30 protein-coding genes are annotated in these 25760 nt (G+C 68.6%); 14 read left to right on the forward strand and 16 right to left on the reverse strand.

Annotation, left to right across the window (positions count from 1 at the left end):
- Positions 1–3 precede the first annotated feature (3 nt).
- Positions 4–843: a dienelactone hydrolase family protein gene (locus ACWF7A_RS30845; RefSeq protein ID WP_452254010.1), complete on the forward strand. Its 840-nt coding sequence runs from the start codon at positions 4–6 to the stop codon at positions 841–843.
- A gap of 48 nt (positions 844–891) precedes the next feature.
- On the opposite strand, the gene ACWF7A_RS30850 is transcribed toward ACWF7A_RS30845, so the two are convergent.
- A complete protein-coding gene (locus tag ACWF7A_RS30850; RefSeq protein ID WP_452254011.1) occupies positions 892–1326 on the reverse strand; it encodes a VOC family protein in 435 nt (144 codons plus the stop codon).
- A 53-nt stretch (positions 1327–1379) separates the two neighbouring features.
- On the opposite strand from ACWF7A_RS30850, the gene ACWF7A_RS30855 reads away from it, so the two are divergent.
- On the forward strand, positions 1380–2012 hold the full coding sequence (locus tag ACWF7A_RS30855) for a TetR/AcrR family transcriptional regulator (RefSeq protein WP_452254012.1): 633 nt from the start codon (positions 1380–1382) through the stop codon (positions 2010–2012).
- Here ACWF7A_RS30855 and ACWF7A_RS30860 read toward each other — a convergent pair.
- The 4 genes from ACWF7A_RS30860 to ACWF7A_RS30875 all read right to left on the reverse strand — a co-directional run bounded on the left by ACWF7A_RS30860 (position 2003) and on the right by ACWF7A_RS30875 (position 7000).
- Positions 2003–4522: an ABC transporter permease gene (locus ACWF7A_RS30860; protein WP_452254013.1), complete on the reverse strand. Its 2520-nt coding sequence runs from the start codon at positions 4520–4522 to the stop codon at positions 2003–2005. The genes ACWF7A_RS30855 and ACWF7A_RS30860 overlap by 10 nt on opposite strands.
- A complete protein-coding gene (locus tag ACWF7A_RS30865) occupies positions 4515–5270 on the reverse strand; it encodes an ABC transporter ATP-binding protein (RefSeq protein ID WP_452254014.1) in 756 nt (251 codons plus the stop codon). The genes ACWF7A_RS30860 and ACWF7A_RS30865 overlap by 8 nt, the downstream gene beginning before the upstream one ends.
- Before the next feature lie 220 nt (positions 5271–5490).
- The gene (locus ACWF7A_RS30870) at positions 5491–5976 is read right to left on the reverse strand and encodes a hypothetical protein (RefSeq protein WP_452254015.1); all 486 of its coding nucleotides are present in this window, start codon (positions 5974–5976) and stop codon (positions 5491–5493) included.
- Positions 5977–6022: 46 nt separating this feature from the next.
- Positions 6023–7000 carry an LLM class flavin-dependent oxidoreductase gene (locus tag ACWF7A_RS30875; protein ID WP_452254016.1) on the reverse strand — a complete coding sequence of 326 codons (978 nt, stop codon included), beginning with the start codon at positions 6998–7000 and terminating at the stop codon, positions 6023–6025.
- 23 nt (positions 7001–7023) lie between these two features.
- On the opposite strand from ACWF7A_RS30875, the gene ACWF7A_RS30880 reads away from it, so the two are divergent.
- The 6 genes from ACWF7A_RS30880 to ACWF7A_RS30905 all read left to right on the forward strand — a co-directional run bounded on the left by ACWF7A_RS30880 (position 7024) and on the right by ACWF7A_RS30905 (position 11009).
- Positions 7024–8292: an RNA-guided endonuclease InsQ/TnpB family protein gene (locus ACWF7A_RS30880; RefSeq protein WP_452254017.1), complete on the forward strand. Its 1269-nt coding sequence runs from the start codon at positions 7024–7026 to the stop codon at positions 8290–8292.
- Positions 8289–8603 (forward strand): GNAT family N-acetyltransferase, encoded by a 315-nt coding sequence (locus ACWF7A_RS30885; protein WP_452254141.1) that lies wholly within the window; start codon positions 8289–8291, stop codon positions 8601–8603. Before ACWF7A_RS30880 ends, ACWF7A_RS30885 begins: the two co-directional genes overlap by 4 nt.
- A 34-nt stretch (positions 8604–8637) precedes the next feature.
- The gene (locus ACWF7A_RS30890) at positions 8638–9642 is read left to right on the forward strand and encodes an MBL fold metallo-hydrolase (protein ID WP_452254018.1); all 1005 of its coding nucleotides are present in this window, start codon (positions 8638–8640) and stop codon (positions 9640–9642) included.
- Positions 9639–10364 carry a lysophospholipid acyltransferase family protein gene (locus ACWF7A_RS30895; RefSeq protein WP_452254019.1) on the forward strand — a complete coding sequence of 242 codons (726 nt, stop codon included), beginning with the start codon at positions 9639–9641 and terminating at the stop codon, positions 10362–10364. The genes ACWF7A_RS30890 and ACWF7A_RS30895 overlap by 4 nt, the downstream gene beginning before the upstream one ends.
- Positions 10361–10507, forward strand: a complete 147-nt coding sequence (locus ACWF7A_RS30900; protein WP_452254020.1) for a hypothetical protein — start codon at positions 10361–10363, stop codon at positions 10505–10507. Before ACWF7A_RS30895 ends, ACWF7A_RS30900 begins: the two co-directional genes overlap by 4 nt.
- Before the next feature lie 61 nt (positions 10508–10568).
- On the forward strand, positions 10569–11009 hold the full coding sequence (locus ACWF7A_RS30905; RefSeq protein WP_452254021.1) for a ClpX C4-type zinc finger protein: 441 nt from the start codon (positions 10569–10571) through the stop codon (positions 11007–11009).
- Here ACWF7A_RS30905 and ACWF7A_RS30910 read toward each other — a convergent pair.
- Genes ACWF7A_RS30910 through ACWF7A_RS30920 form a run of 3 tightly spaced genes read right to left on the reverse strand, consistent with a single transcriptional unit; the run spans position 10984 to position 14076 of the window.
- Positions 10984–11424 carry a response regulator gene (locus ACWF7A_RS30910; protein ID WP_452254022.1) on the reverse strand — a complete coding sequence of 147 codons (441 nt, stop codon included), beginning with the start codon at positions 11422–11424 and terminating at the stop codon, positions 10984–10986. The two genes, ACWF7A_RS30905 and ACWF7A_RS30910, sit on opposite strands and share 26 nt — an antisense overlap.
- Complete coding sequence (locus tag ACWF7A_RS30915; protein ID WP_452254023.1) at positions 11417–12934, reverse strand: sensor histidine kinase; 1518 nt, start codon at positions 12932–12934, stop codon at positions 11417–11419. The genes ACWF7A_RS30910 and ACWF7A_RS30915 overlap by 8 nt, the downstream gene beginning before the upstream one ends.
- Positions 12931–14076: a PP2C family protein-serine/threonine phosphatase gene (locus ACWF7A_RS30920; protein ID WP_452254024.1), complete on the reverse strand. Its 1146-nt coding sequence runs from the start codon at positions 14074–14076 to the stop codon at positions 12931–12933. The genes ACWF7A_RS30915 and ACWF7A_RS30920 overlap by 4 nt, the downstream gene beginning before the upstream one ends.
- A gap of 65 nt (positions 14077–14141) precedes the next feature.
- Here ACWF7A_RS30920 and ACWF7A_RS30925 point away from each other — a divergent pair, with 65 nt between their 5' ends.
- Positions 14142–14627, forward strand: a complete 486-nt coding sequence (locus ACWF7A_RS30925) for a GNAT family N-acetyltransferase (RefSeq protein ID WP_452254142.1) — start codon at positions 14142–14144, stop codon at positions 14625–14627.
- Here the strand turns inward: ACWF7A_RS30925 and ACWF7A_RS30930 are convergent.
- The 4 genes from ACWF7A_RS30930 to ACWF7A_RS30945 form a co-directional block, all read right to left on the reverse strand.
- Complete coding sequence (locus ACWF7A_RS30930; RefSeq protein ID WP_452254025.1) at positions 14562–15032, reverse strand: YkvA family protein; 471 nt, start codon at positions 15030–15032, stop codon at positions 14562–14564. The genes ACWF7A_RS30925 and ACWF7A_RS30930 overlap by 66 nt on opposite strands.
- A gap of 12 nt (positions 15033–15044) precedes the next feature.
- Positions 15045–15455, reverse strand: coding sequence for a hypothetical protein (locus ACWF7A_RS30935; protein ID WP_452254026.1), 411 nt, complete (start codon positions 15453–15455; stop codon positions 15045–15047).
- Positions 15456–15561: 106 nt separating this feature from the next.
- The gene (locus ACWF7A_RS30940) at positions 15562–16296 is read right to left on the reverse strand and encodes an anti-sigma factor family protein (RefSeq protein WP_452254027.1); all 735 of its coding nucleotides are present in this window, start codon (positions 16294–16296) and stop codon (positions 15562–15564) included.
- Positions 16293–16862 (reverse strand): sigma-70 family RNA polymerase sigma factor, encoded by a 570-nt coding sequence (locus ACWF7A_RS30945; protein WP_045315736.1) that lies wholly within the window; start codon positions 16860–16862, stop codon positions 16293–16295. The genes ACWF7A_RS30940 and ACWF7A_RS30945 overlap by 4 nt, the downstream gene beginning before the upstream one ends.
- 114 nt (positions 16863–16976) lie before the next feature.
- Here ACWF7A_RS30945 and ACWF7A_RS30950 point away from each other — a divergent pair, with 114 nt between their 5' ends.
- The 4 genes from ACWF7A_RS30950 to ACWF7A_RS30965 all read left to right on the forward strand — a co-directional run bounded on the left by ACWF7A_RS30950 (position 16977) and on the right by ACWF7A_RS30965 (position 20744).
- Entirely contained in the window at positions 16977–17585 is a 609-nt protein-coding gene (locus ACWF7A_RS30950; RefSeq protein WP_452254028.1) for a COG4315 family predicted lipoprotein, read from the forward strand.
- 47 nt (positions 17586–17632) lie between these two features.
- Entirely contained in the window at positions 17633–18367 is a 735-nt protein-coding gene (locus ACWF7A_RS30955) for a DUF4142 domain-containing protein (protein WP_452254029.1), read from the forward strand.
- Between the two features lie 179 nt (positions 18368–18546).
- On the forward strand, positions 18547–19368 hold the full coding sequence (locus tag ACWF7A_RS30960) for a ferredoxin (RefSeq protein ID WP_452254030.1): 822 nt from the start codon (positions 18547–18549) through the stop codon (positions 19366–19368).
- Positions 19365–20744, forward strand: a complete 1380-nt coding sequence (locus tag ACWF7A_RS30965; RefSeq protein WP_452254031.1) for an NAD(P)/FAD-dependent oxidoreductase — start codon at positions 19365–19367, stop codon at positions 20742–20744. The genes ACWF7A_RS30960 and ACWF7A_RS30965 overlap by 4 nt, the downstream gene beginning before the upstream one ends.
- 528 nt (positions 20745–21272) lie before the next feature.
- On the opposite strand, the gene ACWF7A_RS30970 is transcribed toward ACWF7A_RS30965, so the two are convergent.
- Positions 21273–22217 (reverse strand): beta-ketoacyl-ACP synthase III, encoded by a 945-nt coding sequence (locus ACWF7A_RS30970; RefSeq protein ID WP_452254032.1) that lies wholly within the window; start codon positions 22215–22217, stop codon positions 21273–21275.
- Positions 22218–22298: 81 nt separating this feature from the next.
- Here ACWF7A_RS30970 and ACWF7A_RS30975 point away from each other — a divergent pair, with 81 nt between their 5' ends.
- A complete protein-coding gene (locus ACWF7A_RS30975; RefSeq protein WP_452254033.1) occupies positions 22299–22898 on the forward strand; it encodes a TetR/AcrR family transcriptional regulator in 600 nt (199 codons plus the stop codon).
- On the opposite strand, the gene ACWF7A_RS30980 is transcribed toward ACWF7A_RS30975, so the two are convergent.
- Genes ACWF7A_RS30980 through ACWF7A_RS30990 form a run of 3 tightly spaced genes read right to left on the reverse strand, consistent with a single transcriptional unit; the run spans position 22868 to position 25711 of the window.
- Complete coding sequence (locus ACWF7A_RS30980) at positions 22868–23593, reverse strand: alpha/beta fold hydrolase (RefSeq protein ID WP_452254034.1); 726 nt, start codon at positions 23591–23593, stop codon at positions 22868–22870. The two genes, ACWF7A_RS30975 and ACWF7A_RS30980, sit on opposite strands and share 31 nt — an antisense overlap.
- Entirely contained in the window at positions 23590–24054 is a 465-nt protein-coding gene (locus ACWF7A_RS30985) for a hypothetical protein (RefSeq protein ID WP_452254035.1), read from the reverse strand. Before ACWF7A_RS30985 ends, ACWF7A_RS30980 begins: the two co-directional genes overlap by 4 nt.
- A gap of 43 nt (positions 24055–24097) precedes the next feature.
- A complete protein-coding gene (locus ACWF7A_RS30990) occupies positions 24098–25711 on the reverse strand; it encodes a C39 family peptidase (protein ID WP_452254036.1) in 1614 nt (537 codons plus the stop codon).
- Between the last annotated feature and the right edge of the window lie 49 nt (positions 25712–25760).

A 25760-nucleotide genomic window follows, 5' to 3' on the forward strand; every position in this document is an offset into this window, starting at 1 on the left:
GTCGTGCGCATCAAATCCGTGCTTGCGGCGCTGGTCCTGGCGCTGATCCCAGCCACCGCCCCCGCCGTCGCCACCGCGGCGGCCAACCCCTACGAACGCGGCCCCGCACCCACGGCGGCCTCGGTCGAGGCCTCCCGCGGCACCTTCGCCGTCACGTCCGCGGCCGTCGCCCGCCAGTCGAACTTCGGCGGCGGCACGGTCTACACCCCGACCAGTGATCTCACGTTCGGCGCTGTCGCCGTCTCACCCGGCTTCACCGCCACCCAGTCGTCGGTCGCGCACTTCGGTCCGCGGCTCGCGTCCTACGGGTTCGTGGTGATCACCATCAACACCCTGTCCGGCTTCGACGACCCGGACAGCCGCGGCCGTCAGCTGCTGGCCGCGCTGGACTACGTCGTCCGCACCAACCCGCGCGTCGACGCCTCACGCCTGTCCGTGATGGGGCACTCCATGGGCGGCGGGGGAGCGTTGCGCGCCTCCGCGACCCGTCCCGCCCTGCAGGCCTCGATCCCGATGGCCGGCTGGCACACGACCAAGAACTGGTCGACGGTCCAGGTGCCGACCCTGGTGCTCGGCGGCCAGAACGACCCCACCGCGCCGAACTCGCAGCACTCGACGCCGTTCTACAACTCGATCACGGCCGCGCCGGACAAGGCGTTCCTCGAACTGCGCGGTGGCGACCACTCGGCGCCTCGCAGTGACAACGTGACGGTGCGGAAGTACACGCTGTCGTGGCTCAAGCGGTTCGTGGACGACGACGTGCGCTACGACCAGTTCCTGTGTCCGGCACCCGCGCCGAACACGCTCATCTCGGCCTACCGGGACACCTGCCCGCACGCATGAGTAACGAGGTGCTGTGCCGGCTAGCGACGGCCTGGCGCAGCACCTCTCTCACGACTCCCGCACCATCGGCCCGGCGCCTTCCGGGATCTCCAGCGGCACGGTGTAGAAGCGGACGTCGTACCCGTCGGGGTCGCTGACGCCCGACAACAGCCAGCCGACCTGCGTGCGCATCACACCGTTGTGCGCGACGCCCCGCGCGGCCAGGTGTGCCGCGAGCGCGTTGATGGCGTCCTCTCCGGGCACGCCGATCGCGAAGTAGTCGAACCCCGACGCCGCGACGGCCTTGTCCGGGTCGAGTCTGATGGCGAAGCCCGGCCCTCCGTTGGGGTGCACCAGGGCGATGCCCATCAGGACGCCCTCCTCGACGAAGTGCATGACGGGGACGTAGCCGAGGTGGTCCGAGTACCAGGCCAGTGACTTCTCCAGGTCGGAGACCGGCAGCTTGACGTGGTGGATGCCCTCCAGCAGCGGCGTGTGGTCCATCTGTGACCCCTTGATTGCAGTGGGACTGCACTTATGCAGTTAGACTGCAACATGTGACAGGGGACGTCAACAGGGATCTGCGAGCGGCGCGGCGGGCGGACACCGAGGTCCGGATAGTCGAGGCGGCGACCGAGCTGTTCACCGAACGCGGGTACGTCGCCACGACGCTCGCCGACGTGGCGAAACGCGCCGGCGTCGGGGCCCGGACCGTCTACGTGCGGTTCGAGAACAAGGCGGCGCTGCTGCAGCGGTGCATGGACGTGGCGATCGCGGGGGACTACCGGCAGATCGCGGTACCCGACCGCGACTGGTTCCACGAGGCGATGAACGCGCCGACCGTGGGCGAACGCATCAGGCTCATGGCCGGGATCGGGGCACAGCTCATGCGGCGCACCGGGCGGTTGCTGCTCGTCGCCCAGCAGGCCGAGGCGATCGAGCCGGAGATCGCCGGGCGCGCGCAGGCGGCCCGTGCGCAGACGCATCAGGCCATCGGCGGCTTCTTCCGCAAGCTCGCCGCCGATGGCCTGATCTCGAGCGAGGACGTGGACTGGGTCGCGCAGACCGGTGCGGTGCTCGGCCAGGCCGAGACCTACCTGCTGCTCACCAAGACCACGGACCTGACGGTCGAGCGGTACGAGTCGTGGCTGGCCGAGACCTGGACACGACTCGTCACCGGTCACTCGTAGGCGATCGCGTCCAGCACGTTCAGCCGCGCCGCGCGGATCGCGGGCAGGATCGCCGCGATCACACCGACGAACGCCGCCACCACCAGGTACTGGACCATGGTGGCCCAGGGGAGCCCGATCTCCGAGATGCCCTGGTCCTTCAGCGCCTGCACGGTCGCGATGCCCAGGGCGAGACCGACCGCGAGGCCGAGCACCGCGCCGAACACCGAGATCACCACCGACTCGACGGTGATCATCCGCATGACCTGCGACCGCCGCATGCCGATGGCGCGCAGCAGACCCAGTTCGCGGGTCCGTTCGATCACCGACAGCGCCAGGGTGTTGATGACGCCGAGGACGGCGATCAGGATCGCCAGCGCCAGCAGGATCTGGATCATCAGCAGGACCGTGTCGAACTGCGAGGTCGTCTGCTTCACGAACGCGCTGCGGTCCTGGACGGTGATCTCCGGGTTGTCGGCGAACAGCGGCTCGACGCGCTTCTGCACGTCCGCCGCGTTCGTTCCCGGCGTCACCTGGACGAACGCCTGCACGATCTGGTCCGACCGGAAGCTCCTGCTCGCCGACTCCGGCAGCACGAGAGCGCCCTGCAGCACCTGCGACTTGACCCAGATGAAGCCGACCGTGAACGTCTGCGGCTCGCCCTTGGCCAGTTGCAGCGTGACCTTGCTGCCGACCGACCAGCCCTTCTCGGCCGCCATCTCCTCCGGCAGCGCGAGCTGGTCGTCCTTCAGCGGTGCGATGTCCCCGGACTTCGGCTTGAGCGCGAACATCGTGGCCAGCGCCGGCATGTCGGTGACGCCGACCGCGAACATCTGGTCCTCGCCCTGCAGCACGCCGTCCTGCGACCAGCCGACCGCGGACCCGACCCCGCTCGTGTCCTCGACCTTCGTCAGGACGTCCCGCTTGAACGTCGCGGGCTGGCCCTCCATCTGGCCCTCGCCGGAGATGATCAGGTCGGTCTGCAGCTGACCGGAGGCCAGCTTCTCGATCGACTTGGTCGCCGACGTCAGTACCACGCTCACGCCCGTGATCAGCGAGATGCCGACCATCAGCGCGGCCGCGGTGATCGCGGTCCTGCGCGGGTTGCGGGCGGAGTTGCGTCGGCCCAGCAGACCCGGCATCGACCACGACAGCAGCCGGCCGATCAGCGACACCATCGGCTTGGACAGGATCGGGGTCAGCAGCGCGACACCGACGAACGCCACCAGGATGCCGCCGAAGATCAGCGGCAGCGAGGCCTGGTTGAAGCCGAGCGCCAGCGACGCGCCACCCGCGGCGGCCACGAGGGCGCCGGTGATCGTGATCTTCGTGAGCGGACGGTCCGGCGTGGCCGCCTCGCGCATCGCCGCGACCGGCGCGATCCGCGACGCCCGCAGCGCCGGCATGACCGCCGCGACCACGGTGACGATCATGCCCACCGCGAACGACGAGATGATCGCCGACATCGGCACGCCGATCCCCGCGAGCTGCAGGTTGCTGCCGCCCACCGAGCTGAAGATGGTCGCCAGCAACGCGCCCACGCCCACGCCCGCCCCGAGGCCGACGATCGACGCGATCAGGCCGATCACCAATGCCTCCAGCACCACCGACCCGATGACCTGGCCGCGCGAGGCGCCCATCGACCGCAGCAGCGCGAGCTCCCTCGTGCGCTGCGCGACGATGATGGAGAACGTGTTGAGGATGATGAAGATGCCGACGAACAACGCGATGCCGGCGAACCCGAGCAGCACGTAGTTGAAGAACTTCAGGCCCTCGTTGATCTGGTCGGCCTGCTCCTTCGCCAGCACCGCACCGGTCTTGACGTCGTAGCCCGAGCCCATCTTCGCCGCGACCGCGTCCCGCAGGGCGTCGTCCGTGACGCCCTGCGCCGCCGTGACGGTGACGCCGGAGAACACGTCCTTCTTGCCCAGCAACAACTGTTGCGCGACCGGCTCGGTGAACGCCACCGACAGCTCGCCGCCCAGCGAGTCACGGCCGCCCGCGTACTCGTAGACGCCGGTGACCTTGAAGGTCTTCTTGGGCTCCAGCGTCAGCAACGCGATGTCGTCGCCGACCTTGAAACCACCGGTCGTCGCGAGGTAACCGCCGAGGGCGACCTCGTCGTCGGCCGCGGGAGCCCTGCCGTCGCGGATCTTCTCCTGGCCGGTGCCCGTCCAGTTGAAACCGAACCGCGGCGAGCCCGACGTGGTGATGACCTTGCCGTTCTTGCCGATCGGCCGCGCCGACCCCTGCACGTCACCGACGGCCGAGGCCACGCCTGAGACCGACTTGACGTCCGCGATCGCCTGCGGCGTCAGGGGTTCGGGCTGCTTACCCTTCTCCGCCTTCGGCGTCACCGACACATCCACGTTGGCGAAAGCCGACGAGAACAGGTCGGTGAACGACCGCTGCAGCGTGTCCGTCAGCACGAACGAACCGGACACGAACATCACGCCCAGCACCACCGCGAGCGCGGACAGCACGAGCCGGAGCTTGCGCGACAGCAAGCTCTTGACAGTCGCCTTAAACATGCGGCACCGCGACGGAGTCGAGGTGCTTCATCGTCTCGAGGACCTCGTCGGCCGAAGGCGACAGCAGCTCGCGGACGATGTTGCCGTCCTTGAGGAAGATGACGCGGTCGGCGTACGACGCGGCGTTCGGGTCATGCGTGACCATCACGATCGTCTGCCCGAACTCACGGGCGGAGCGCTGCAGGAACCCGAGCACCTCGGCGCCGGACTGCGAGTCCAGGTTGCCGGTCGGCTCGTCCGCGAACACCACGTCGGGCCGCGAGACGAGCGCACGAGCACAAGCGACGCGCTGCTGCTGGCCGCCCGACAGCTGCGTCGGCCGGTGGGTCAGCCTGTCCCTCAGACCCACCGTGTCGATCACGACGTCGAACCAGGCCTTGTCGACCTTCTTGCCACCGATCGCGAGCGGCAGCGTGATGTTCTCCTCGGCCGTCAGCGTCGGCAGCAGGTTGAACTGCTGGAAGATGAAGCCGACCTTGTCCCGCCGCAGCTCCGTGAGCCCGCGGTCCTTCAACCCGGTGACCATCGTGTCACCGACCCACACCTCACCGCTCGTGACGTCGTCGAGCCCCGCCAGGCAGTGCATCAACGTCGACTTGCCCGACCCCGACGGGCCCATGATCGCGGTGAACCTGGACTTCTCCAGGTCGACGCTCACCCCCGCGAGCGCGGTCACGGCAGCGTCGCCGGACCCGTAAGACTTCCACACGTCGACGGCTCTCGCCGCGACTCCATCGGACGCGCTCACTGTCGTTCCCCTCCTGTGGGTCTTGTGCGCACCATCTTCGGCGACGCCGCCGCACCGAAGGCTCAGGTTCTCCCCTGAGATGAACCCTGAACCCAGTGTGCCCCTACCCCCGAGTGGGCACGCTGAGAAAGCTCTCAGCTCCGGTGCGTGCGCGTCAGCACGTGGACGCAAGAGGAACGATATTTCATCGATGACAACGCAGTCTTCCGCCTTCGGATGACTACGCGGTCAACTTCCGTCGCATTGGGACGGTCGGTTCCATCGTCCATGAAACCAATTCCACGCGGAGGCCTTCCCTCAACGCGTGCTGCGCGAGCCAGTGGTCCACGTCGCCCCGGTAGGCGCTCGCCGGCCGCGGCCAGTGGGCCAGCCGCTCGAGGAACGCCGCGTTGCACACGATCGGACCGCCCGGCGGTCGCACGCCGAGCACGAGCACCGGGTCCTCCCCGGTGGCGAGAGAAGCGGCGGTGTCGTGCACGCCGCCGAAGAGGACCCGGTCCGCGCCCAGCTCACGGGCTTTGTCCGCCACCCCGAAGAACGCCGACCCGCGCCCGTGAGCACGCACCACGAACTGGTGCGCGCGGAGGTCGGCATCGAGGAACTCGTCGGCGTACGTGCCGTCATCGGCCAGCACCAGCACGTTCGTGCCGCCGGGGAGGACCCCGACCTGACCGGGATGCGTGATGCCGATGACGTTGATGCCCACGACGTCAATGGTGCCGGGCGCGTGTTAACCCTTGGCACCGCGCGCGTTAAACAAGTTTCGGAAGCACTTCCGCCCCGAACAACCGGATCGTCTCGATGACCGACTCGTGCGGCATGCCCCCGATGTCCACCATCACGAGGTGCGTGTCGATGGACAGGTGCTCCGCCAACGAGTTCAGCCGATGAGCGACCTCGTCCGGCGTCCCGCACACCGCGGCACCGTCCATGATGGCGTCGACATCGATGTCGCCGTCCCCGCGCCACGGGTCCGCGAACCGCGCGTACTCGGCGAGGTGCGGCCGCCACCGCTCCCGCGCGTCCTCGTTCGCCACGAACACATGGCTGGGCACGCCGACCCGTCCGCCGGGGAAGTGCTCGCGGTACCGCTCGACCACCTCGCGGTAGATCGACGGGTCGCGCAACGTCGACGGCAGCATCAACGGCATCTCCAGCTCCGCGCCCAGGTCCGCAGACACCGCCGACCCCGACCCGATCCACACCGTCGGCCGGGGCGTCTGCACGGGCCGCGGCGTCGTCGTCACCTCGCTGAGCGGCCCGCGGAACTTCCCGTCCCAGCTGACCTCCGGCTCCTCCAGCAGCTTGAGCAGCAGCCGCAGGTGCTCCTCGAACCGCGCCCGCAGCTCACCCGGCTGCACCCCGAACGCCGCGTCGGTCTGCTGGTCGACCCCACGCGCCACGATCAGCTCGGCGCGCCCGTCCGACAGCACGTCGAGCGTCGCCAGCGCCTCGGCCACCAGCACCGGGTCGCGGTGGGCGAGCAGCGTCACGCCGGTCGAGAGCCGGAGCGTGGACGTCCGCGCCGCCACGGCCGCCAGCAGCAGCTCGGGCGCGGACACGATGTAGCGGGTGAAGTGGTGCTCGCCGATCGCGACGCCCGCGAACCCCGACTCCTCGGCGACGACCGCCTGCTCGACCATCGCGCGCAGGCGGTCGGCCTGGGGGACCTCCTGGCCCGTGCACGGGTTGGGCAGGTGGTCACCCAGGATCAGGAGGTAGACGTCCATGCGGGCCATTTTCCATCGTTGGTGTGAACCCGGCGGCCGTCAGCCCCCTTTGGGGCTCGTCATCACGCGCTACGGTGATCGTCATGCTGGTCAGGTACCGCTACCGGATCGAGCCCACCGAGGTTCAGCGCGCGATGCTGGCGCGTACGTTCGGGTGTGCGCGAGTGGTGTTCAACGACGCGATCCGCTGTCGCGAGGACGCCCGCGCCGCGGGGCGGAAGATCTCGCCGGCCGAGGTGCAGCGGCGGGTGATCACCGCCGCCAAGACCACCGAACAGCGAGCCTGGCTGTCCGAGGTGGCCTCGGTGGCGCTGGTCCAGTCCGTGCAGGACGCGCATCGCGCCTACCACAACTTCTTCGACTCGCTGGCCGGGAAGCGCCGCGGTCGCCGCATGGGAAAGCCCAGGTACAGGTCCCGGAAGGACAACCGGCAGTCCTTCAGGCTCACCCGTAACGGGTTTCGCCTGCGTCCGGATGGGCGGCTGTTCCTGGCCAAGGTCGGCGACGTGGCCGTGCGATGGTCGCGTGACCTGCCGTCCGCGCCGTCTTCGGTGACGGTGATCCGCGAACCGGACGGCCACTACTTCGCGTCGTTCGTCGTGGAGATCGAGCCGAACCCGTTGCCGCCGGTCGAGCGAGAATCGGGAATCGACCTGGGCATCGCGCGTCTGGTCACGATCGCCGGCACCGACGGATCGCGACGTGATGTCGCCAACCCGAGACACCTGGCATGCGCGCACCGCAGGCTGGTTCGGGCTCAGCGCGTCCTGACGCGCAGAGTCAGAGGTAGCAACAACCGTGCGAAGGCACGGCGCACGGTCGCCGTGCTCCACGGCAAGGTCGCACGCGCACGCCGCGACTTCCACCACAAACAGGCGCTGACGCTGGTCCGCGACAACCAAGCGGTCTACGTGGAAGACCTCAACATCGTCGGCATGGTGCGCAATCGAAAGTTGGCGCGCGTCATCCACGATGCAGGTTGGAGCGGGTTCGTGGAGCTGCCCAAGCAGAAGGCCGAACGCCATGGCCGTTCGGTGCACGCGGTGTCGCGGTGGCTGCCCAGTTCCCGAGCATGCTCGGTGTGCGGGCACCGGATGGACGCCTTGCCGCTCACCGTGCGGGAGTGGGTGTGTCCCGATTGCCTCACCGCTCACGATCGGGACCACAACGCTGCCCGGAACATCCTCGCCGCAGGGCGTGCGGAGAGGTCAAACGCCTGCGGAGCTCGGGTAAGACCACCTCCAGGGGTGGCGCGGGGCGTTGAACCAGGAAGCACCCCGGCGACGGCATAGCCGCGCCGGAATCTCATCCCTCAGGACGGAGAGCACGTCAAATGGTCACCAACAATGAAGCCGAGAGCCGTTACGAAGTCCACGTCGACGGCAAGCTCGCCGGCTTCCTGGAGTACCGCGACATCAGCGGAGTCCTCGCCCTGGTCCACACCGAGGTCGACGAGGCCTACGCAGGCCAGGGCCTCGGCGCCCAGCTCGCGAAGTACGCGCTCGACGACGTCATGGCCCGGGATGTCAAGATCTCACCGTTGTGCCCGTTTGTCGCCAAGTACATCGACAAGCACCCGGAATACCGTGTTACCGTCCGGTAGTTGTTGCTTAAGCTAACAACTTTCTGCGCTGACAATGAGGTGGGCGAGCGTGTGGAGTGAGCCGGGCGCGTTCGAGGTCGCACCAGGGGTGCACCGGATTCCGCTGCCGCTGCCGAACGACGGGCTGCGCGCGGTCAACGTCTACGCGATCGAGGACGGCGACGGGCTCGTCCTCGTCGACTCCGGCTGGGCGCTGGACGAGGCCCGTGACCAGCTCGAAGCCGCCCTGGGCACCCTGAACAAGGGTTTCGAGGACATCCGCAGGTTCCTCATCACGCACGTCCATCGCGACCACTTCACGATGGCCGTGTCGTTGCGCCGGACGTTCGGCAGCAAGATCGGGCTCGGCCTCGGCGAGCAGCCGTCGTTGCTGCACATGCTGCACGGGCAGGAGGACCAGCACGTCGCCGACCTGCGCAAGTGGGGTGCCGGCGAGCTGGCCGAGACGTGGATCAAGATCATGCACCACGTAGACCGCGGTGACGCCCTGCGCGACTACGAGGAGCCCGACGAGTGGCTCGTCCGCAGCACCGTCGAGCTGGAGCACCGCCGGCTCGAGGTCATCCCGACGCCCGGTCACACCCGTGGTCACGTGGTGTTCGTCGACCACGACGCGAAGGTGCTGTTCTCCGGCGACCACGTGCTCCCGCACATCACGCCGTCCATCGGGTTCGAGCCGCTGCGGCCCGAGCTGCCGCTCGGTGACTACATGACGTCGTTGCGGCTCACCCGTGAGCTGCCGGACCTGAAGCTGCTGCCCGCGCACGGCGAGGTGACGGACAGCTCGCACGCGCGGGTCGACGAGCTGCTGCGGTTCCACGAGCAGCGGCTGGAGGAGATCGGCAGGGCCGCGTCGGGCAGCGCGTTCGAGACGGCGCGCAAGATCGGCTGGACCCGCAGGCAGCGCCGGTTCGACGATCTCGACATGTTCAACCAGGTGCTGGCCATCGGCGAGACGGCGGCCCACCTCGACGTTCTCGTCGAACGTGGCGAACTGACCCGAACTGAGAACGCCGGCGTGCTCGAATATCAGGCGTGACACCGCTCGAACTGGCCGCCTGGACCTGGAAGATGCCCCGCAGAGGCAGGGGATTCTGGTTCTCGCTGGCGATCGACGTCCTCTGGCCCGTCGTCGTGCTGTTCGTGCGCCTGCGGGTGCGCGGCAGGCAGCACGTGCCCGGCAACGGTGGCGTGATCCTCGCGTTCAACCACCTGTCCAACTCGGACACCGTGGCGGCCGTGGTGTTCGCGCTCATGTCGAACCGGGTGCCGCGCGTGCTCGCGAAGGCCTCCCTGTGGCGCACGCCGGTCGTCGGCTGGGTCATGCGGTCCGGAGGTCACATCCCGGTCGAACGGGGCACCGTGAAGGCCTCAGAGGCGCTCAGGCCCGCTGTGGAGGCGCTGCGCGACGGCGAGTGCGTGATGGTGTTCCCCGAGGGCACCTTCACCGACGACCCGGACAACTGGCCGATGAAGGGCAAGTCCGGGGTCGCGCGGATGGCACTGGAGTCCCGCGTGCCGGTGGTGCCCGTGGCCGAGTGGGGCACGCAGGACCTGCTGCCCAGAGGCACGATCCTGCCCAGGTTGCTGCCTCGCAAGAGGATCGAGGTCGTCGCGGGAGCGCCGGTGGACCTGTCCGACCTCTACGACCTCGAACTGACCGCCGAAGTGCTGGCCGAGGCCACGCGACGGGTCATGGCGGCCATCACGACCATGCTCTCGGGCATACGTTCGGACGAGGCGGGTACCCGGAGTGCATGACCACGCGAGAGGAATTCGAGTTACGCAGGCGCCGTCCCGGTGGCACGGGGATCTGGGCGCCCGTCATTCCCGACCCGCGCGAGCCCCAGGAATGGGTCGTGCAGGCTGACGACGAGCCGGTCATCGTTCGCAGCGTCGACTGAGCGTCTACCTCACCTAGACAGTGTCTAGAGAACCTAGACGCGTCTAGGTAACGTAGACAGCATGACTTTGGACGAGGAACTACTCGCAGCGGCGCGGAAGGCGGGCATCGCCTCCGCCGCCGCCCAGGAGCAGGCCGACATCGCGAAGGCCATCTACCAGCACACCGTGCTGCGGTTGCACCGCGCCGGCGGGTCGATGCGCGAGATCGCGGAAGCGCTGACCATCAGCCACCAGCGCGTGCACCAGATCGTGGAGCAGTCCAAGCGGACCGAACGCTGCTGGTTCTGCGGCCACGGTGCCGCCGACGTGAACAAGCTGATGGCCGGGCCCGCCGCGCTGATCTGCGACGTGTGCGTCGCCGAGGCTCAGGTCGGCGAGGTCGGCGACTGCTCCTTCTGCAGCGAGACCAAACCCGTCCACGAGAGCGCGGACGCGAAGATCTGCCGGTCCTGCCTGAACTTCAGCGCCGCTGTGATCAGCGGGGCAGCTTCACCACGGTGACGAAGAAGTCGTCGATCTGCCGGACGACCTCGATGAACCTGTCGAAGTCGACCGGCTTGGTCACGTACGCGTTGGCGTACAGGCTGTAGCTGCGCAGGATGTCCTCCTCCGCCTCCGACGTCGTCAGCACCACGACCGGGATCGAGCGGAGCTCCGCGTCGGCCTTGATCTCGCTGAGCACCTCACGGCCGTCCTTGCGGGGCAGGTTCAGGTCCAGCAGGATCAGGCCCGGTCGCGGGGCGTTCACGTACTCGCCCTCGCGCCGCAGGAACTCCAGCGCCTCGACGCCGTCCTTCACCACGTGCAGCGTGTTGCGGATCTTGTGGTGCTCGAACGCCTCCTGGGTCATCAGGGCGTCGCCCGGGTCGTCCTCGACCAGCAGGACGTCGATCACGGTCATCGATGTGTCAGGCATGTACTTCCTCAACCTGTGGAGCTAGCTCGGGGACTACGGGCAGGGTGAACTCGAAGGTGGTGCCGGAGTCCACATCGGTCTTCAGCCAGATCGTGCCGCCGTGGAACTCGACGATCTTGCGGCACATCGCCAGCCCGATGCCCGTGCCCGGATAGGCGTCCTTCGGGTGCAGGCGCTGGAAGATGACGAAGATCCGGTCAGCGTACTCCGCCTCGATCCCGATGCCGTTGTCGCGCACGGTGAACTTCCACAGCTCGCCGTCCTTCTCGACGTCGACGGCGATCACCGGTGCCTCGGAGCCCTTGAACTTCAACGCGTTGCTTATCAGGTTCTGGAACACCGCGCTGAGCAGGGACGCCTCACCTCGCACGGAGGGGAGCTCCGCGATCTCCAGCCGCGCGCCGGTCTCCTCGATGCGGTCCGAGTAGCTGTCGACGACCTGGCGCACCAGGTCGTTCAGGTCGATCACCGTCTGCTCGCGGCTCATCCGGCCGACGCGGGAGAACGCCAGCAGGTCGTTGATCAGCACCTGCATCCGCTTCGCGCCGTCGACCGCGAAGTCGATGTACTGGTCGGCGCGCTCGTCGAGCTGACCGCCGTAGCGGCGCTGCAGGAGCTGGCAGAACGACGCCACCTTGCGCAGCGGTTCCTGCAGGTCGTGCGAGGCGACGTAGGCGAACTGCTCCAGCTCCGAGTTCGACCGCTGCAGCTCGGACTTCGCCGCGTCGAGCGTGGAGAGCTCCTGCACGATCCGGCGGCGCATGGCGTCGACGTCCTCGCCGAGCTGGACCGTCTCGCGTGGACCGTCCGCGTCGATCTGGTGGTCGAAGTCGCCGGACGCCACCTGGCGGGTGTGGTCGGCGAGGTTCGCGAGCGGCGCGATCAGCAGGCGGTGCAGCAGCAGCGACAGCCCGCCGATCACCGCGACCAGCAGCACGCCCATGCCGATCACCAGCCACAGCACCACGTTCGCCGCGTGGTCGAGCTCCTCGCGCGACTGCCGGGAGATCCCGCCGATGTCCGTCCGCAGCGCCGAGATCTCCGAGCGGAGCTGGTCGAACAGCACCTTGCCGCGCTCGATGTCACCCCCGGCGCCGGGGGTGATGCTGGACCGGGCGGCGGTGATCGTCAGCGTCGCGTACTCCGCGCGCCACCGGTCCGCGAGCTCCTCGATGCGGGTCACGCGGCCGTTCACGTCGCCCACGAGGTCGCGCACGCTCCGCACGGCCTCGGCCTCGGCCTCCTGGCCGTCCAGGTACGGCTTGAGGAAGTCGTCCTGCCCGGTGAGGATGAAACCGCGCACGCCGGTCTCCTGGTCGAGCAGCGCGCGGTTGATCTCGTTGACCCGGCGCGCGGCGGGCTCGACCTGGTCGACCGAGCGCGACCGGGCGTTGCCGAGCACGTCGAGGGCGATGACGGTGGACGAGATCGCGACCGCGGTCATGACCAGCAGTACACCGACGATGATGCCCAGCAAGCGGCTTGCGGACAGCCTTTGCGGCAGGTTCACTTTCCGTCCTTCAGCAGCAGGATGGCCACGTCGTCGTCGAGTGCCCCACCGTTCAGCTCCGTCACCTCCGCGATGACCGAGTCGATCCAGTTGGGGCCTTCCTGGAGCTGTCTGTGCAGGATCTCGCTCAGACGCTCGACGCCGAGCCGATCGACGTCGTCAGGTACCCGGCCCTCGATCAGTCCATCCGTGTAGCAGGCGATCGACCAGCCGGACGGCAGCGGCACGTCCACGCCGGTCCACGCGTAGTCGGGGAGCACGCCGAGCGGCACGCCGATCTTCGACTGCGGCAGGTCCGCGATCTGCGAGCCCGCGATCAGCAGCGGTTCCGGGTGCCCGGCGAGGAAGTAGCGCGCCGAACGGCGGTCGGGCGCGACCGTGACCATGCACGCCGTGGTGAAGATGCCCTCACCATGCCGTTCCGCGACCAGCACCTGGTCGAGCGTCTGCAGCACCTTCTCGGCCGGCGCGCCCGAGAGGACCAGGGCCCGCCACGCGATCCGCAGGCAGACGCCCAGCGCGGCCTCGTCCGGGCCGTGGCCGCAGACGTCGCCGATGATCGCGTGCACGGTGCCGTCCGGCATGCCGACCGCGTCGTAGAAGTCGCCGCCGAGCAGCATCCGCTGGCCACCGGGCTGGTAGCGGACCTCCAGGCCCACGTCGGAGCCCTGCAGCAGCGGGGGAGGCAGCAGGCCGCGCTCGAGCCGGGACTGCTCGGCGGCGAGCAGGCTCGCCTCGCGCAGCTGGAACTCGGCGTGGTCCGCGCGGCGGCGTTCGACCGCGTACCGGACACCCCGCAGCAGCAGTTCGCCGTCGACCTTGCCCTTGATCAGGAAGTCCTCGGCGCCCGCGGCGACCGCGTTTATGCCTTCCTGCTCGTCGTCGTGGCCGGTCAGCACCAGGATCGCCGGTGCGTCGGGTTTGGCCAGCAGGCGGTGCAGGCCTTCGAGTCCGCGCGAGTCGGGCAGACCGAGGTCGAGCAACACGCATTCGGAGTCGGTGAGCAGCCGCTCCGCCTCCGCGAGCGTGCCCGCGCGCGACAGGACGAACGGCGCGTTCGCTTCTTCGAGCAGCGCCTCGACGAGGAGGGCGTCGCCATCGTCGTCCTCGACGAGGAGGACGCGCACTGTCTTGGTTCGCATCGAGTCGGACTTTAACGTTATTCGGCTGCGAGGTCCGCGTCAGACCTACCAGGATGACGCGCGTGTTGATCCGTCTCGCCCAACCAGCCGAACTGCCGTACCTCCAGCAGATCGAAATCGCGTCCGGGGAACCCTTCCACGACGCCGGAATGCCCGAGATCGCCGACGACGACCCGATGTCACTGGAAGACCTGGCCGAGCACGAGGTCTGGGTCGCCATCGGCGCGGAAGGAGTGCCCGTCGCGTTCATCGCGGTCGGGGACGTCGACGGCGCGACGCACGTCCACCAGGTCAGCGTGCATCCCTCGCACGCGCGCCAGGGGATCGGCGCCGCGCTGATCGAGCACGTCACCCGCAGCGAACGCGCCGTCACGCTGACGACGTTCCGCGATGTGCCGTGGAACGCGCCGTACTACGAACGCCTCGGGTTCCAGGTCGTCGCCGAGACCTCGGCCGGCCTGGCCGAGATCATGCGCGAGGAGGCCTCACGGGGCCTCGATCCCGCGACCCGTGTCGCCATGGTTCTTCTCCCAGCGCAGGTACGAGCCTGACGCCACCGAAAGGCTGCTGAGCAACCACACCAGGACACCCGCGTCGTCGGTCACACCGATCACCGGAAGGAACTCCGGCAGGACGTCGATCGGCGACACGAGGTAGACCAGCGCCACCGCCCACATCAGGACCTGGCTGCGCGGCAGCTCCGGGTACCGGCCGCTGCGCCAGGTCTTCCACAGCCGCGGCAACGCCTTGAAGCGCTGGATCGGGTTCCCGACCGCGCCGGGCACGCCCTGCGCGCGCTTGCGGCGGTTGCGGAGGATGCCGAGGCCCGCGAACACGAGGCCGAGCGGGATCAGCACCCAGCCGACCACCGCCGGGCTCAGCCCGCCGAGCGGGGCGTTGCGGAACAACAGGATCAGCAGACCCGACAGCGAGATGAACGATCCGAAGACGACCATCTGCTGAGTCTCCTAACTCGGCTCTTGGAAGAGCATCGTCGGAATGGCCTTGTGAGGCTGCCTCTGCTGCGCGGGCTCGGGTTCCCTGAGGTCGATCACGGGGTCGGGTTCCACCGCGGGAACCTCTTCAACCACCGGTTTGCGCACGGCCTTCACCGGAGGCGGCGTGGTCTGGTCCAGGGCGGCACGCGCATTGGAGATCCAGACCTTCTGCATGGCCTCGTCCTTGCTGCCGGCCGCGGTGGCCGCGAGTCCGGAGAGGACACCGCGGATGCGCGGAACCAGGGACGGATGACGCCGGATCGCCTGCCACACCGCGTGATCACCCGGTAGCCGGGCGGACACGAGCCGCGATACCTGAGCGCGCAGCTCCTCTGTGGACAGATCGAGCCAGCGCTCGACCGCTGACGGGGCAATCGCCACGTAGCCAGCCTTTCCAGAACCTCTGCGAGAACTTCCGCGAAAACGACAAGTGCCCCCACAGGATCTCACGGATCCCGCGGGGGCAGTGGTCTGGTGTCGTGAAACGTCAGGACGCGACGACCTCGAGCAGCGTTTTGCCGTTCTCGTCGACGATCCGGAACGTGGCGATCTCGTGCCAGCGCATGGCGACGTTCGCCGCGAGCTTGATGGTCTTCTTGTCCCCGGCCACCGGTTCCGGTGCGTACCAGGACGTGACCTGCGCGACACGGCCCGCCCGGCCCACGGCGACGAGTGACCCGCGGCCGGGACCTGCCATGCCGCTGATCTCGATGTCCATGGCGGTGCCCGACGGTTCGTCGGAGGCGGTGATCTTCGTGCCCACGCCGCTGTTCGGGTCTTCCCGCTGCACCTTCATCGACGAGTCGGAGGAGTTGTTCGCCACCCTCGTCTGCGACGTCGTCGTGCTGGGTGCCGCCTGGTTGGTGCCGTCGTCCTTGCCGCTCACGACGAGCGTCGTGACCACGGCCGTCACCGCCACGATGCCGGCGGCGGCGGCCGCGACACCCTGGGCGACGAACCACCGTCGGCGCTTCCTGCGCGCCGAGACGGCGTCGAGCATGACCCGGACCGACTTGCCGTCGGGGCGTTCCGGCGCTGTTCCACGCAGCATGCCGCCCGCGTCCGCCTCGTCGATGAGGTCGGGCACCACCGCGAAGTCGCGCAGGTCAAGAGCACACCGCCGACACTCGGTCAGGTGGTTCTCGAACGCCTCCACCTCATCGGCATCGAGGATGCCGAGCACGTAGGCGGCGACGTCGAGGTGATCTGGTGCCGTTGTCACCGCGTCTCTCCCCGATCGTGCAACGCACGCCGCAACGCACGGAGCGCGTAGTACACCCTCGACTTGACCGTTCCCGGTGGCACACCCAGTGCCGCCGCGGCCTCACCGACAGTGCGGTCCCGCAGATATGTTTCGAGAATAGCCTCCCTGTGTTCCTCGGAGAGACCGTTCATCGCCTCCGCCACGACGATCGCCGCGAGGGTGCGATCCTCTTCGCTGCCGGAGGGCGACTCGTCCGAAGGGGTCAGTTCGAACTCCTGCGGACGGACGCTTCTCTTACGCCTGTCGTCAATGACCAACCGCCTTGCCACCGTGAACAACCACGACCGCAGGAGCACGGGGTCACGCTCGAGTTTCTCGGCGTTGCGCCATGCCCTGACCAGGGTTTCCTGCACGATGTCCTCGGCCCACTGACGATCATGGCCCGTCAACCTCATGCAGTGTCCCAGCAGGGCACTGCCGAATTCCTCGTACAGCCGTCGGATCAACTCTTCCTCGAGAGACCCCGGTCTTGGTGATTGTTCGTCTAACTCACGTTGACGTCTATGCCGCGCCACGGGGGACATCCTTGCCCCATCAACCGTCTCAAGTCGAGAGGCAAATATTCCTCACGAAGTTCGTGAACCGTTGCCGGATCGTGTCCGTACTCCTCGGTACCCCCGCTGAGAAAGGACCTGCCGATGCGACGTGGACCAGCCATCACCGCCCTGGCGGCACTGGCTATCTCCCTCACCGCGTGCGGCACCGACCAGACCCCTCCCGGAGGGGCGGCCGCACCCGGCGGCTTGCAGGCGAAACCCGCTGATCTGGGGGGTCACAACAACTACTTCATCGCCAACACGGAGCAGATGGGGTGGTTCGTGATCGACGCGGAGGGTCTGCCCATGTACCGCTACGACAAGGACGTCCCCAAGCCGTCCAAGTCGAACTGCGAGGGCGAGTGCGCGAAGGCCTGGAAGCCGGTCCTCGCGGACAAGACGCCGATGGCGACCGGTGTGGACCCGATCTCCATGGGGGTCCTGACCAGGCCGGACGGCACCAAGCAGCTCACCATCCAGGGCTGGCCGCAGTACACGTACGCCGAGGACAAGGTCGCCGGCGACATGAAGGGCCAGGCCAAGGGCGGTGTGTGGTGGGTCACCGCGCCGAACGGCGCCAAGATCACCGGCGGGAAAGCCCAGAACAACAGCAACAACGGCAAGAGCAGCAGTACGCCGAGCACGTCCCCCAGCTCCGGAACGGCGCAGACACCGCAGTCCGCGACCCCTCCGGCAGCACCCGGCTACTGAGCCCGACTGCTCCCGACCGCGATGCATTCACCCCCTATCGACTTCCTTTGGACAACGAGGACGACAAGACGATGACCAGAGCCCTCGCCACCGTCTTTGCGATGTTGTTCCTCTTCTCCGGCCTGACCGCCACGGCTGCAGCCCAGCCCGCGGACACCGGGGGAGTGATGGACACCCCGTCAGGGCCGCTGACCGCGAACGACCGCGAACTGCTCAACCGGGTGCGCCTCGCCGGCCTGTGGGAGATGCCCATGGGCGAGCTCACGGCCACCAAGGCGGCCAACGCCAGGGTCAAGCAGATCGGCAAGATGATCATGCTCGACCACATGATGCTGGACGCGCTGACGAAGAAGACGGCCGCCGGCTTCGGGCTCACCACGCCCGACGTGCCGAACCCGACGCAGCAGTCGTGGATGGAAGAGATCAACGCCCTCGAGGGTGACGCGTTCGACCAGGCGTTCATCGCCCGGTTGCGCGCCGCGCACGGCCAGATCTTCCCGTTCATCGCGAAGGTGCGCTCAGGAACGCGCAACGACGTGATCCGCGGCTTCGCCCAGGCCGGCATCGACGTGGTGATGAAGCACATGACGTTGCTGGAGAGCAGCGGCCTCGCGGGCGACGCGGCGTTCGCGGAGCCCCAGCCCGCCGGCAACATCATCAACGCGACTCTGTCCTCCGACGAGAGTCCGAACATGTGGGTGATCCTCACGGTCACCGCCGCGGGAGCCGTCCTCACGGTGCTCCTGCTCCGAGTACTCCGCCCGCGACGACCGGTGCGGTGATTCTGCAAGACCGGAGTTGCACGACGGGAAACGGAGGTGGTGTCCCAAGGTCAGAGGCACTCCAACGCGGACCTGTTCCCACTCGCCCGGTTCTGATGTGTCCACTCCTGCACCCAGGACCGGGCGGGTTCCCGCGAGGTAGTTCCCCCGCTCAGTAGTATCCGGAGGAAACGTTGTTGTTGAGCCAGATTCCGCACCTGGTGGCACAGGCCGAGTTCGACTCGGGCGTCAAGAAGATGGCGCAGATCTCCGCCAGGCTGGCTTACGTCCTGATGTGCGCCACCTTGTCCTGGGGCGTGCTGATCGCGACCGGATGGGCCGAGAAGCTCACCGGCCGTGAAGGTCTGAAGAACGGGCACATGGTGCTCGCGTCACTGGCGATCGCGTTCGGCTCCATCCACGCGTTCGCCTTCTCGTTGCTGCAGGGTGCCCCCCTCGGCATCATCAAGCTGATCCTGCCGTTCGTCGACGGCGGTCTTTTCCGGCACGCGCTGGGCATCCTCGGCCTGGAGGTCATGCTCGCGATCGCCGTGCTCGCCTCGATGAGGCACAAAGTCTTCTACCGCAAGTGGTTGAGGTTCCATCAAACGGCGTACATCGCGGTGGCGATCACCGTGGTGCACTCGTGGTTCGGCGCCATCGCGAACGGCAACCTGTCCGTTCTCTGGCTGGCCGGCCTCACCGTTCTCGTCCCGACCGCGACCCTGGCCCTGGCCCGGTTCCTCCCGCCCGAGGTGCTCACCCGCATCGGCATGCTCGACGCCGAACGCGGCAAGGAGCCCGGAGTCGGCGAGGGCGACGCGATGGACGTGAGCGTCAACAACGAGAAATGCCACCGCTACGGCACCTGCCAGGCGGAGGCACCGGACGTCTTCCAGCTGATCGAAGACAACCGCCTGACCTACAACCGCCGGCCGCCAGAGGAGCACTTCGCTCAGGCCCGGGCGGCACAACGCGCGTGTCCGATGCGCGCGATCGAGATCAGGGAGCGAGTGAAGTGAGCGAACGGATCGTGGTCGTCGGCGGCGGGCTCGGTGGAGTCCGTTCCGCGGAACGGCTGCGGGAGATGGGTTTCGACGGGCAGATCACGATCCTGTCCGCCGAGCGGCACCTCCCGTACCACCGCCCCTGCCTGTCGAAGCAGATCATCACCGGTGAGTGGACCCCGGACGACTCGTTGCTGTCGTTCTCGGGTGACCTCGACGCCGAGTGGAGGCTGAACTCCCCGGCCCTGCACCTGGACCCGAAGAAGCAGTCGGTCTGGGTGCCGGGAGGCGAGGAGATCAAGTACGACGGCATGATCATCGCGACGGGCGTCGACGCCCGTGCGATGGGCGGGGCTCCGCGCCACGACCCGCGGGTGCACGTGCTGCGGACGTTGGACGACGCGGTCGCGATCCGCAAGAACATCCGTCAGTCGCAGGGACTCGTCGCCGTCATCGGTGGCGGGTTCATCGGCTGCGAGCTCGCCTGTTCGGTTCGTCACATGGGCCGCGACGTCGCGTTGATCGTGCGCTCCCCGGCGCTTCTGGGCGGTGTCGTCGGTGACGACATCGGCAAGAAGATCACCGAGGCGCACGTCGAGCACGGCGTCCGCCTGGCCACCGGTGTCGGCATCAAGCACTGGGTGCGTCAGCCCGGCGGCATCGGCATCCACCTGTCCGACGGCCAGGTCTTCTTCGCCTCGTGCGTCGTGCTGGCCGTCGGCGCCTCCCCGGCCGTCGACTGGCTGCGCGGCTCGGGTCTCGACATCTCCGACGGCGTCCTTTGCGACTCCACGAACCACGTGGTCGGCGCCGAGAACCTCGTCGCCTGCGGTGACGTGGCCCGCTGGCCCAACATGCGCTTCAACGGTGCCGTGCGCCGGGTCGAGCACTGGCTCAACGCCGTCGAAGGCGGCCGTGCCGCGGCCGAGAACCTCCTGGTGGGCCGCAACCACGCCAAGACCTACACCCCGGTCCCGCGCTTCTGGACCGAGCAGTACGGCATGCGCGTGCAGGGGGCCGGCCTCCCGGTCCTCGGCACCGACACCACCGACGTGAACGGACTCACCGGCTTCATCGCCAACGGCAAGCTCGTCGGCATCGTGGGTCTGGAAGCGCCGGGCAGGATCATCACCGAGACGCCGGAGCTGTTCCGGCAGAACACGGTCGAGACGAACGTCCCGGTGTGGACACAACCGGAGACCGAAGTGGTCGCCGAAGCACCGGAGGTCCTCCCGACCGCCATGATCCCGGTTCCCGAACCGGTCGCCGCCCTCGCATCGTCTGTTCCCCCGTCCGTCTCGTCGTCGATGTCCCCGCCATTGCAGCGGCGGCGGCATTCGCGTTCGAGGCCGGAGATGGTGCGCACGGGCGGAGGACGCGCGAGGCCCTAACCAGGTAGTGGAGGTTTTCAGGTTGCCGGTACAGGGCAAGCGGGAACGGCGAACTCCGACGTCGCCCGCGTGGCCAGGTGGCGGACCGATGACGTCACGCGGCGATGCGCTCGTTCCCGCGCCGGCGGCCTGAACCTTCTTCTCGTGCGTCACCAACGGTGTGGCGGCTCGGCGGGCTCCCGAGTCGCCACACCGGCCTAGGGCGTGTCCCGGAAGTTCGTCTGGTGGCAGGCGCGGGCGAGAGACCCGGAGACGGTGCCGCCGCGACGTCCTCATACCGGGCGTATTCGGGCGTCGCGGCGGTGCCGTCTCCGTGGCCCTCGGCCGCCACTGCCGCCCGACGGGACTTCCGGGACACGCCCTAGGGCCTGTGTCGAGGTCCGGTCCGCGACAGCCGGGCCCGAGGCGGCCCCTGGCGGCACGGCCGGCAGACCCACGTACAACACCGGTACGCGCGCTCGCCGGCCGCACCACCAGGAACCACCTCAAGCGCGACTCTCATCGAACCGGACTTCGACACAGGCCTTTTCACGGGGTCGTGATGACCTGACCGGCCCACGACAGTCCGCCGCCGAAGGCGAAGAGCAGGACCGGCTGCCCCGACGGGAGCTCGCCGCGTTCGGCCATCTTGGACAGTGCGAGCGGCACCGACGCGGCGGAGGTGTTGCCGGACTCCACGACGTCGCGCCCGATCACCACGTCCTCGCGCAGGCCGAGCTTGCGCGTCAGCGCCTCGATGATGCGCAGGTTGGCCTGGTGCGTCACGACGGCGGCGAGGTCGGTGACGGCGATGCCCGCCCGTTCGCAGGCCTGGATCGCGACGGCCGGGAGTTCGCTGGTGGCCCAGCGGAAGACGGCCTGGCCCTCCTGCTCGAAGCGCGGCTGCCACTCGTTCACCAGCCGGACCGCGTTGCCGCGCGTCGGGTCCGAGCCCCAGGTGGCCGGGCCGATGAGGGCGTCGGGGGAGGCGCTGACCACGGCCGCGCCGGCGCCGTCGCCCAGCAGGATGCAGGACGAGCGGTCGGTCCAGTCGACGAGGTCCGACATCTTCTCGGCACCGATGACCAGGGCGTGCTGGGCCGCGCCCGCGCGGATGGTGTGGTCGGCGGTGGCCAGGGCGGTGCAGAAGCCCGCGCAGGCGTTGTTGAGGTCGAAGACGACCGCGGACGGGATCGCGAGGCGCGCCGCCACGGAGGCCGCGGTGGACGGGCTGCGGTCGATGGCCGAGCAGGTGGCGACGATGACCTGGCCGATGTCGGACGGCGACAGGCCGGACGCGGCGAGGGCCTTCGCGCCCGCCTCGGAGGCCATGTCGGCCACGGTCTCGGTCGGCGCGGCGATGCGGCGGGTGGCGATGCCGGTGCGCTGGCGGATCCACTCGTCGTTGGTGTCGACCATCTTCTCCAGGTCGGCGTTGGTCAGCACTCGCTCGGGCTGGTGGTGGCCGAACGCGACGACACGGGATCCGGACAAGGTGATCTCTCCTTCGGCCAGGGCGACGCGGCGAATATAGCAACCGATCGGTCGGTAGCTAAAGAGACGTAAACTACAGGGATGAGCCCGCGCCGATCCGTCGCCGACACCCTCGAGACGAGGCAGCGCATCCTCGACCGCAGCCTCGCCATCGCGTCCGCGGAGGGCCTCGAAGGGCTCACGATCGGACGGCTCGCGACGGAGCTCGGGATGAGCAAGGCCGGGCTGCTCGGCCATTTCGGCACCAAGGAGGCCTTGCAGCTGGCGGTGGTCGACCAGGCCGCGGAGGTCTTCCTGCGCGAGGTGCCGCGCAAGGTCAAGCAGATGCCATCAGGCTTGCCACGGTTGATCGACGTCTGCGAGGCCTGGGTGTCCTACCTCGAACGCGAGGTGTTGCCCGGAGGCTGCTTCTTCACCGCCGCGACGGCCGAGTTCGACGGCCGCAGCGGGCGGGTGCGGGACGCGCTGGCGGGCATGAACGCGTTGTGGCGGCGGGACCTGCGGATCCACATCCGCCGCGCGGTGAGCGACGGCGACCTGAAGCCGGACACCGACGTGGACCAGATGATCTACGAGATCCTCGGCGTCATGCTGGCGCTCAACCACTTCCTGCAGCTGGAGCACGACGCCGCCGCACCCCGCCGGGCCCGTCAGGCGCTGAAGCGACTGCTCACGAAGTGATTCACGATCTCCGCGACCGCCGCGGGCTGCTCGGCCACCATGCCGTGCGTCGCGTCGATCTCGTGCGTCCGCACGTTCTCCGGCACGTCCCGGCGCAGACCCGCGCGGTGGGCGTCGAAGAGCGGCACGAGATCGGGCGGCACCGGCAGGTTGCGCGTGGCGAGCACCAGCAGGAACGGCACGGTCACCTTCGCGAAGACCGGCAGCGCGTCCAGGAGCTCGGGTGACGTCCGCAGCACGCCGGTGATCTCGCGGGACGGACGCGTGATCGTCTCCAGCTGGGCGTCGAAGAGGGCGTTCAGCGTGGCCAGGCCCTCGGTCACCTCGTCGGCCGGCAGCCCCGCGTAGTTGGCTGGATGCGTGGTGGCGGAACGGTGTCCGTCCAGGCTGACGGCCGCGGGGCAGTCGGGGTGCCGCAACGCCCACAGACCCGCGATGATGCCGCCCAGCGAGTGACCGACGACCACGGGTTCGCCGAGTCCGAACCGGACGGTCGTCTCGTCGAGGTCGTCGAGCACCGCCTTCCAGTCCCACGGACCGTCGGGAGACTCCCCGTGACCGCGCAGGTCGACCGCCACCGCCCGCCCGTCCAGCCGCGGCGCGAGCGTGTCCCAGGCGGTCCTGTCGCCGCCGAGGCCGTGCAGGAGCAGGAACGACGGGCCGTCGCCGCCGAAGTCGGTCGCCGCGAGCTTCACTGTTCTCTCCTCAGGGTGAGCCGGGCACGGATCGACTCGACGGTCACGCCGCCGTCCGGGTGCCGCAGCAACTTGGCGCGGTTGACGAGGTCGTGGACTCCCTGGCGGGTGATGCCGAGCATCGCCCCGGCCATGCCGAGCGACACGTGGTCCCTGCTCGGGTGCCCGGCCCTGCGTGCGGTGACCCGGCCCAGCGGCGTCGCCCACCAGCTCTCGGGCGGGTCGAACGGGGCGTCGCCGGGGTAGAGCACGGTCAGCAGGCGGACGGCGGTACGGCGGGCCGTCGTGTCGTCGGGGCCGAGCAGCTGGGCCGCCCACATGTCGGCGTCGGCGCGGACGGACTGCCGCAGGCCGACGAGGTCGGCCTGCGGCAGCAGGATCTCCAGCGGGTCGAGCAGCCGGCTCGTCACGAGCCGGATCAGGTCGTTCCGCAGGTCCACGTGTTCCGAGAGCGTCGACACTTGACAGACGATATCAAGTGCTTGACGCCTGCCGTCAAGTAGTTCAGGCGGCCCACATCTGCACCGGCGCGATGTAGTTCCAGCTGTACAGCTGGTTCGCCCCGTCGTAACTGCCGTCCGTCCCGGCCCCATAGGTGTCGTGGACGTAGAACTGCCCGTTGTCGTGGTACCCGATCACCACCGACAGGTGCCCGGAGGTGGACCCCCAGGTGCCGCTCATGATCACGAACTTGCCCTGGTCGAGGAACGCGCGGACCTGCGCCGGGGTGAAGTTGCCCTGCTGGACGGCGGCACCGTTGCGGGCCAGGAAGTCGCGCTCGGACTCCCAGGAGGCGCAGGGGCGGTTGCCGATGCAGTAGTAGCCGGTGATCCAGCCGTGCGCGCCCTTCCAGTTGCCGACGCGGTCCCAGTCGTTCATCGTGCGGTTGAACGTGGTGCCGCGGTTGGAGAACTCGTCGGTGATGTAGCGGCCCCACTTCGAGTAGTGCGAGAACGGCTGCGAGACCTGCACGCCGAACTCGTTGGGCAGCTGGTAGGTGACGAGGTCGATCACCGCGCTGGTCGGGCCGCACGACGAGTTGCCGTTGAAGTCGTTGCGGGTGTCCCACAGCTGGTGGATGTACTCGGCCCGGTTGAGCCGGCCCATCGTGGTCACCTCGCCGTCCAGCACCGCCGCCTTCTGCGAGGAGGCCTTCACGTACCCCTTCGCGGGGCTGCCGATCACGGCGTCAGCACCGTCGAGGCCCGTCAGCGCGTAGTTGAACGACAGGCCCTCCACGACGCGCGAAGCCTTGCGGGTGGCCAGGTCCTGGACGTAGACGCCGTTGAACGCGGCGAACTGGTCCGGGCCGAGCTTCTTGTCGGACACGCACCCCATGACCTCGTAGGCGACGCGTGCGCCGTCGGCGCTCCACACCGCGCTGCGGTAGTGGTGGCGGGTCTCGCCGACCAGCGAGCGGACGTCGCCGTGCTCCGAGACCAGCCCGAGCCACTGCGGGTCGGTGCCGCCGCAGCGGTAGACCTCGTTGTGCTTGATGAAGCTGACGTGCCGCTCACCCTTGACGTCTACGAGCTTGAAGTCGCGGTAGAGCGCGGAGGAGTCCGACGTGACCAACGGCTTGGCGGCGCCGGACTTCAGGTCGAACCGCACCAGCGAGGCCACGAACGTGCCGTCGTCGGCGGTGTCGGGGTGCTGCACGGCCAGCAGTCCGGTGCCGTCGGAGGTGAAGCCGAGCAACGACGGCGCGCGGCCCTTCAGCTTGCCGGCGGGAACTCCGTCCACCACGACGTTCTCGCCGTCCGCGTAGGCGAGCGTCGAGCCGTGGAACACCGCTGACGTGATCGCGCCACGCGCCACGAAACGGGACTTGCCGTAGCGGTCGACGGTCTGCAGGGACGTGCCGCTAGTGCCGTCGAAGTCGGAGATCACGGCGGCCAGGGCGCCGTCGGCCGACGACGTGGATCGGACGGTGTAGGCGGGGTCGCTGACCGCGACGGTGGCTCTCTTCGCGCCACCCACGATCACGTCGTAACCGTTCGCCGACCGGACGGCGTGCGACTGCGACGGGCTGGAGGAGTAGGGCTCGACGGCCTGGGCGGGGGACACGGCGGCCAGCGTGCCGAGTGCCACCACCAGTGCTAGTGGGGTTTTCTTCATAGGTCGAACGTCCTGGCGCGTGGCATGCGTCCGGTATGCGGTTGGTAGT

The organism is Lentzea sp. NPDC055074 (assembly GCF_053608005.1).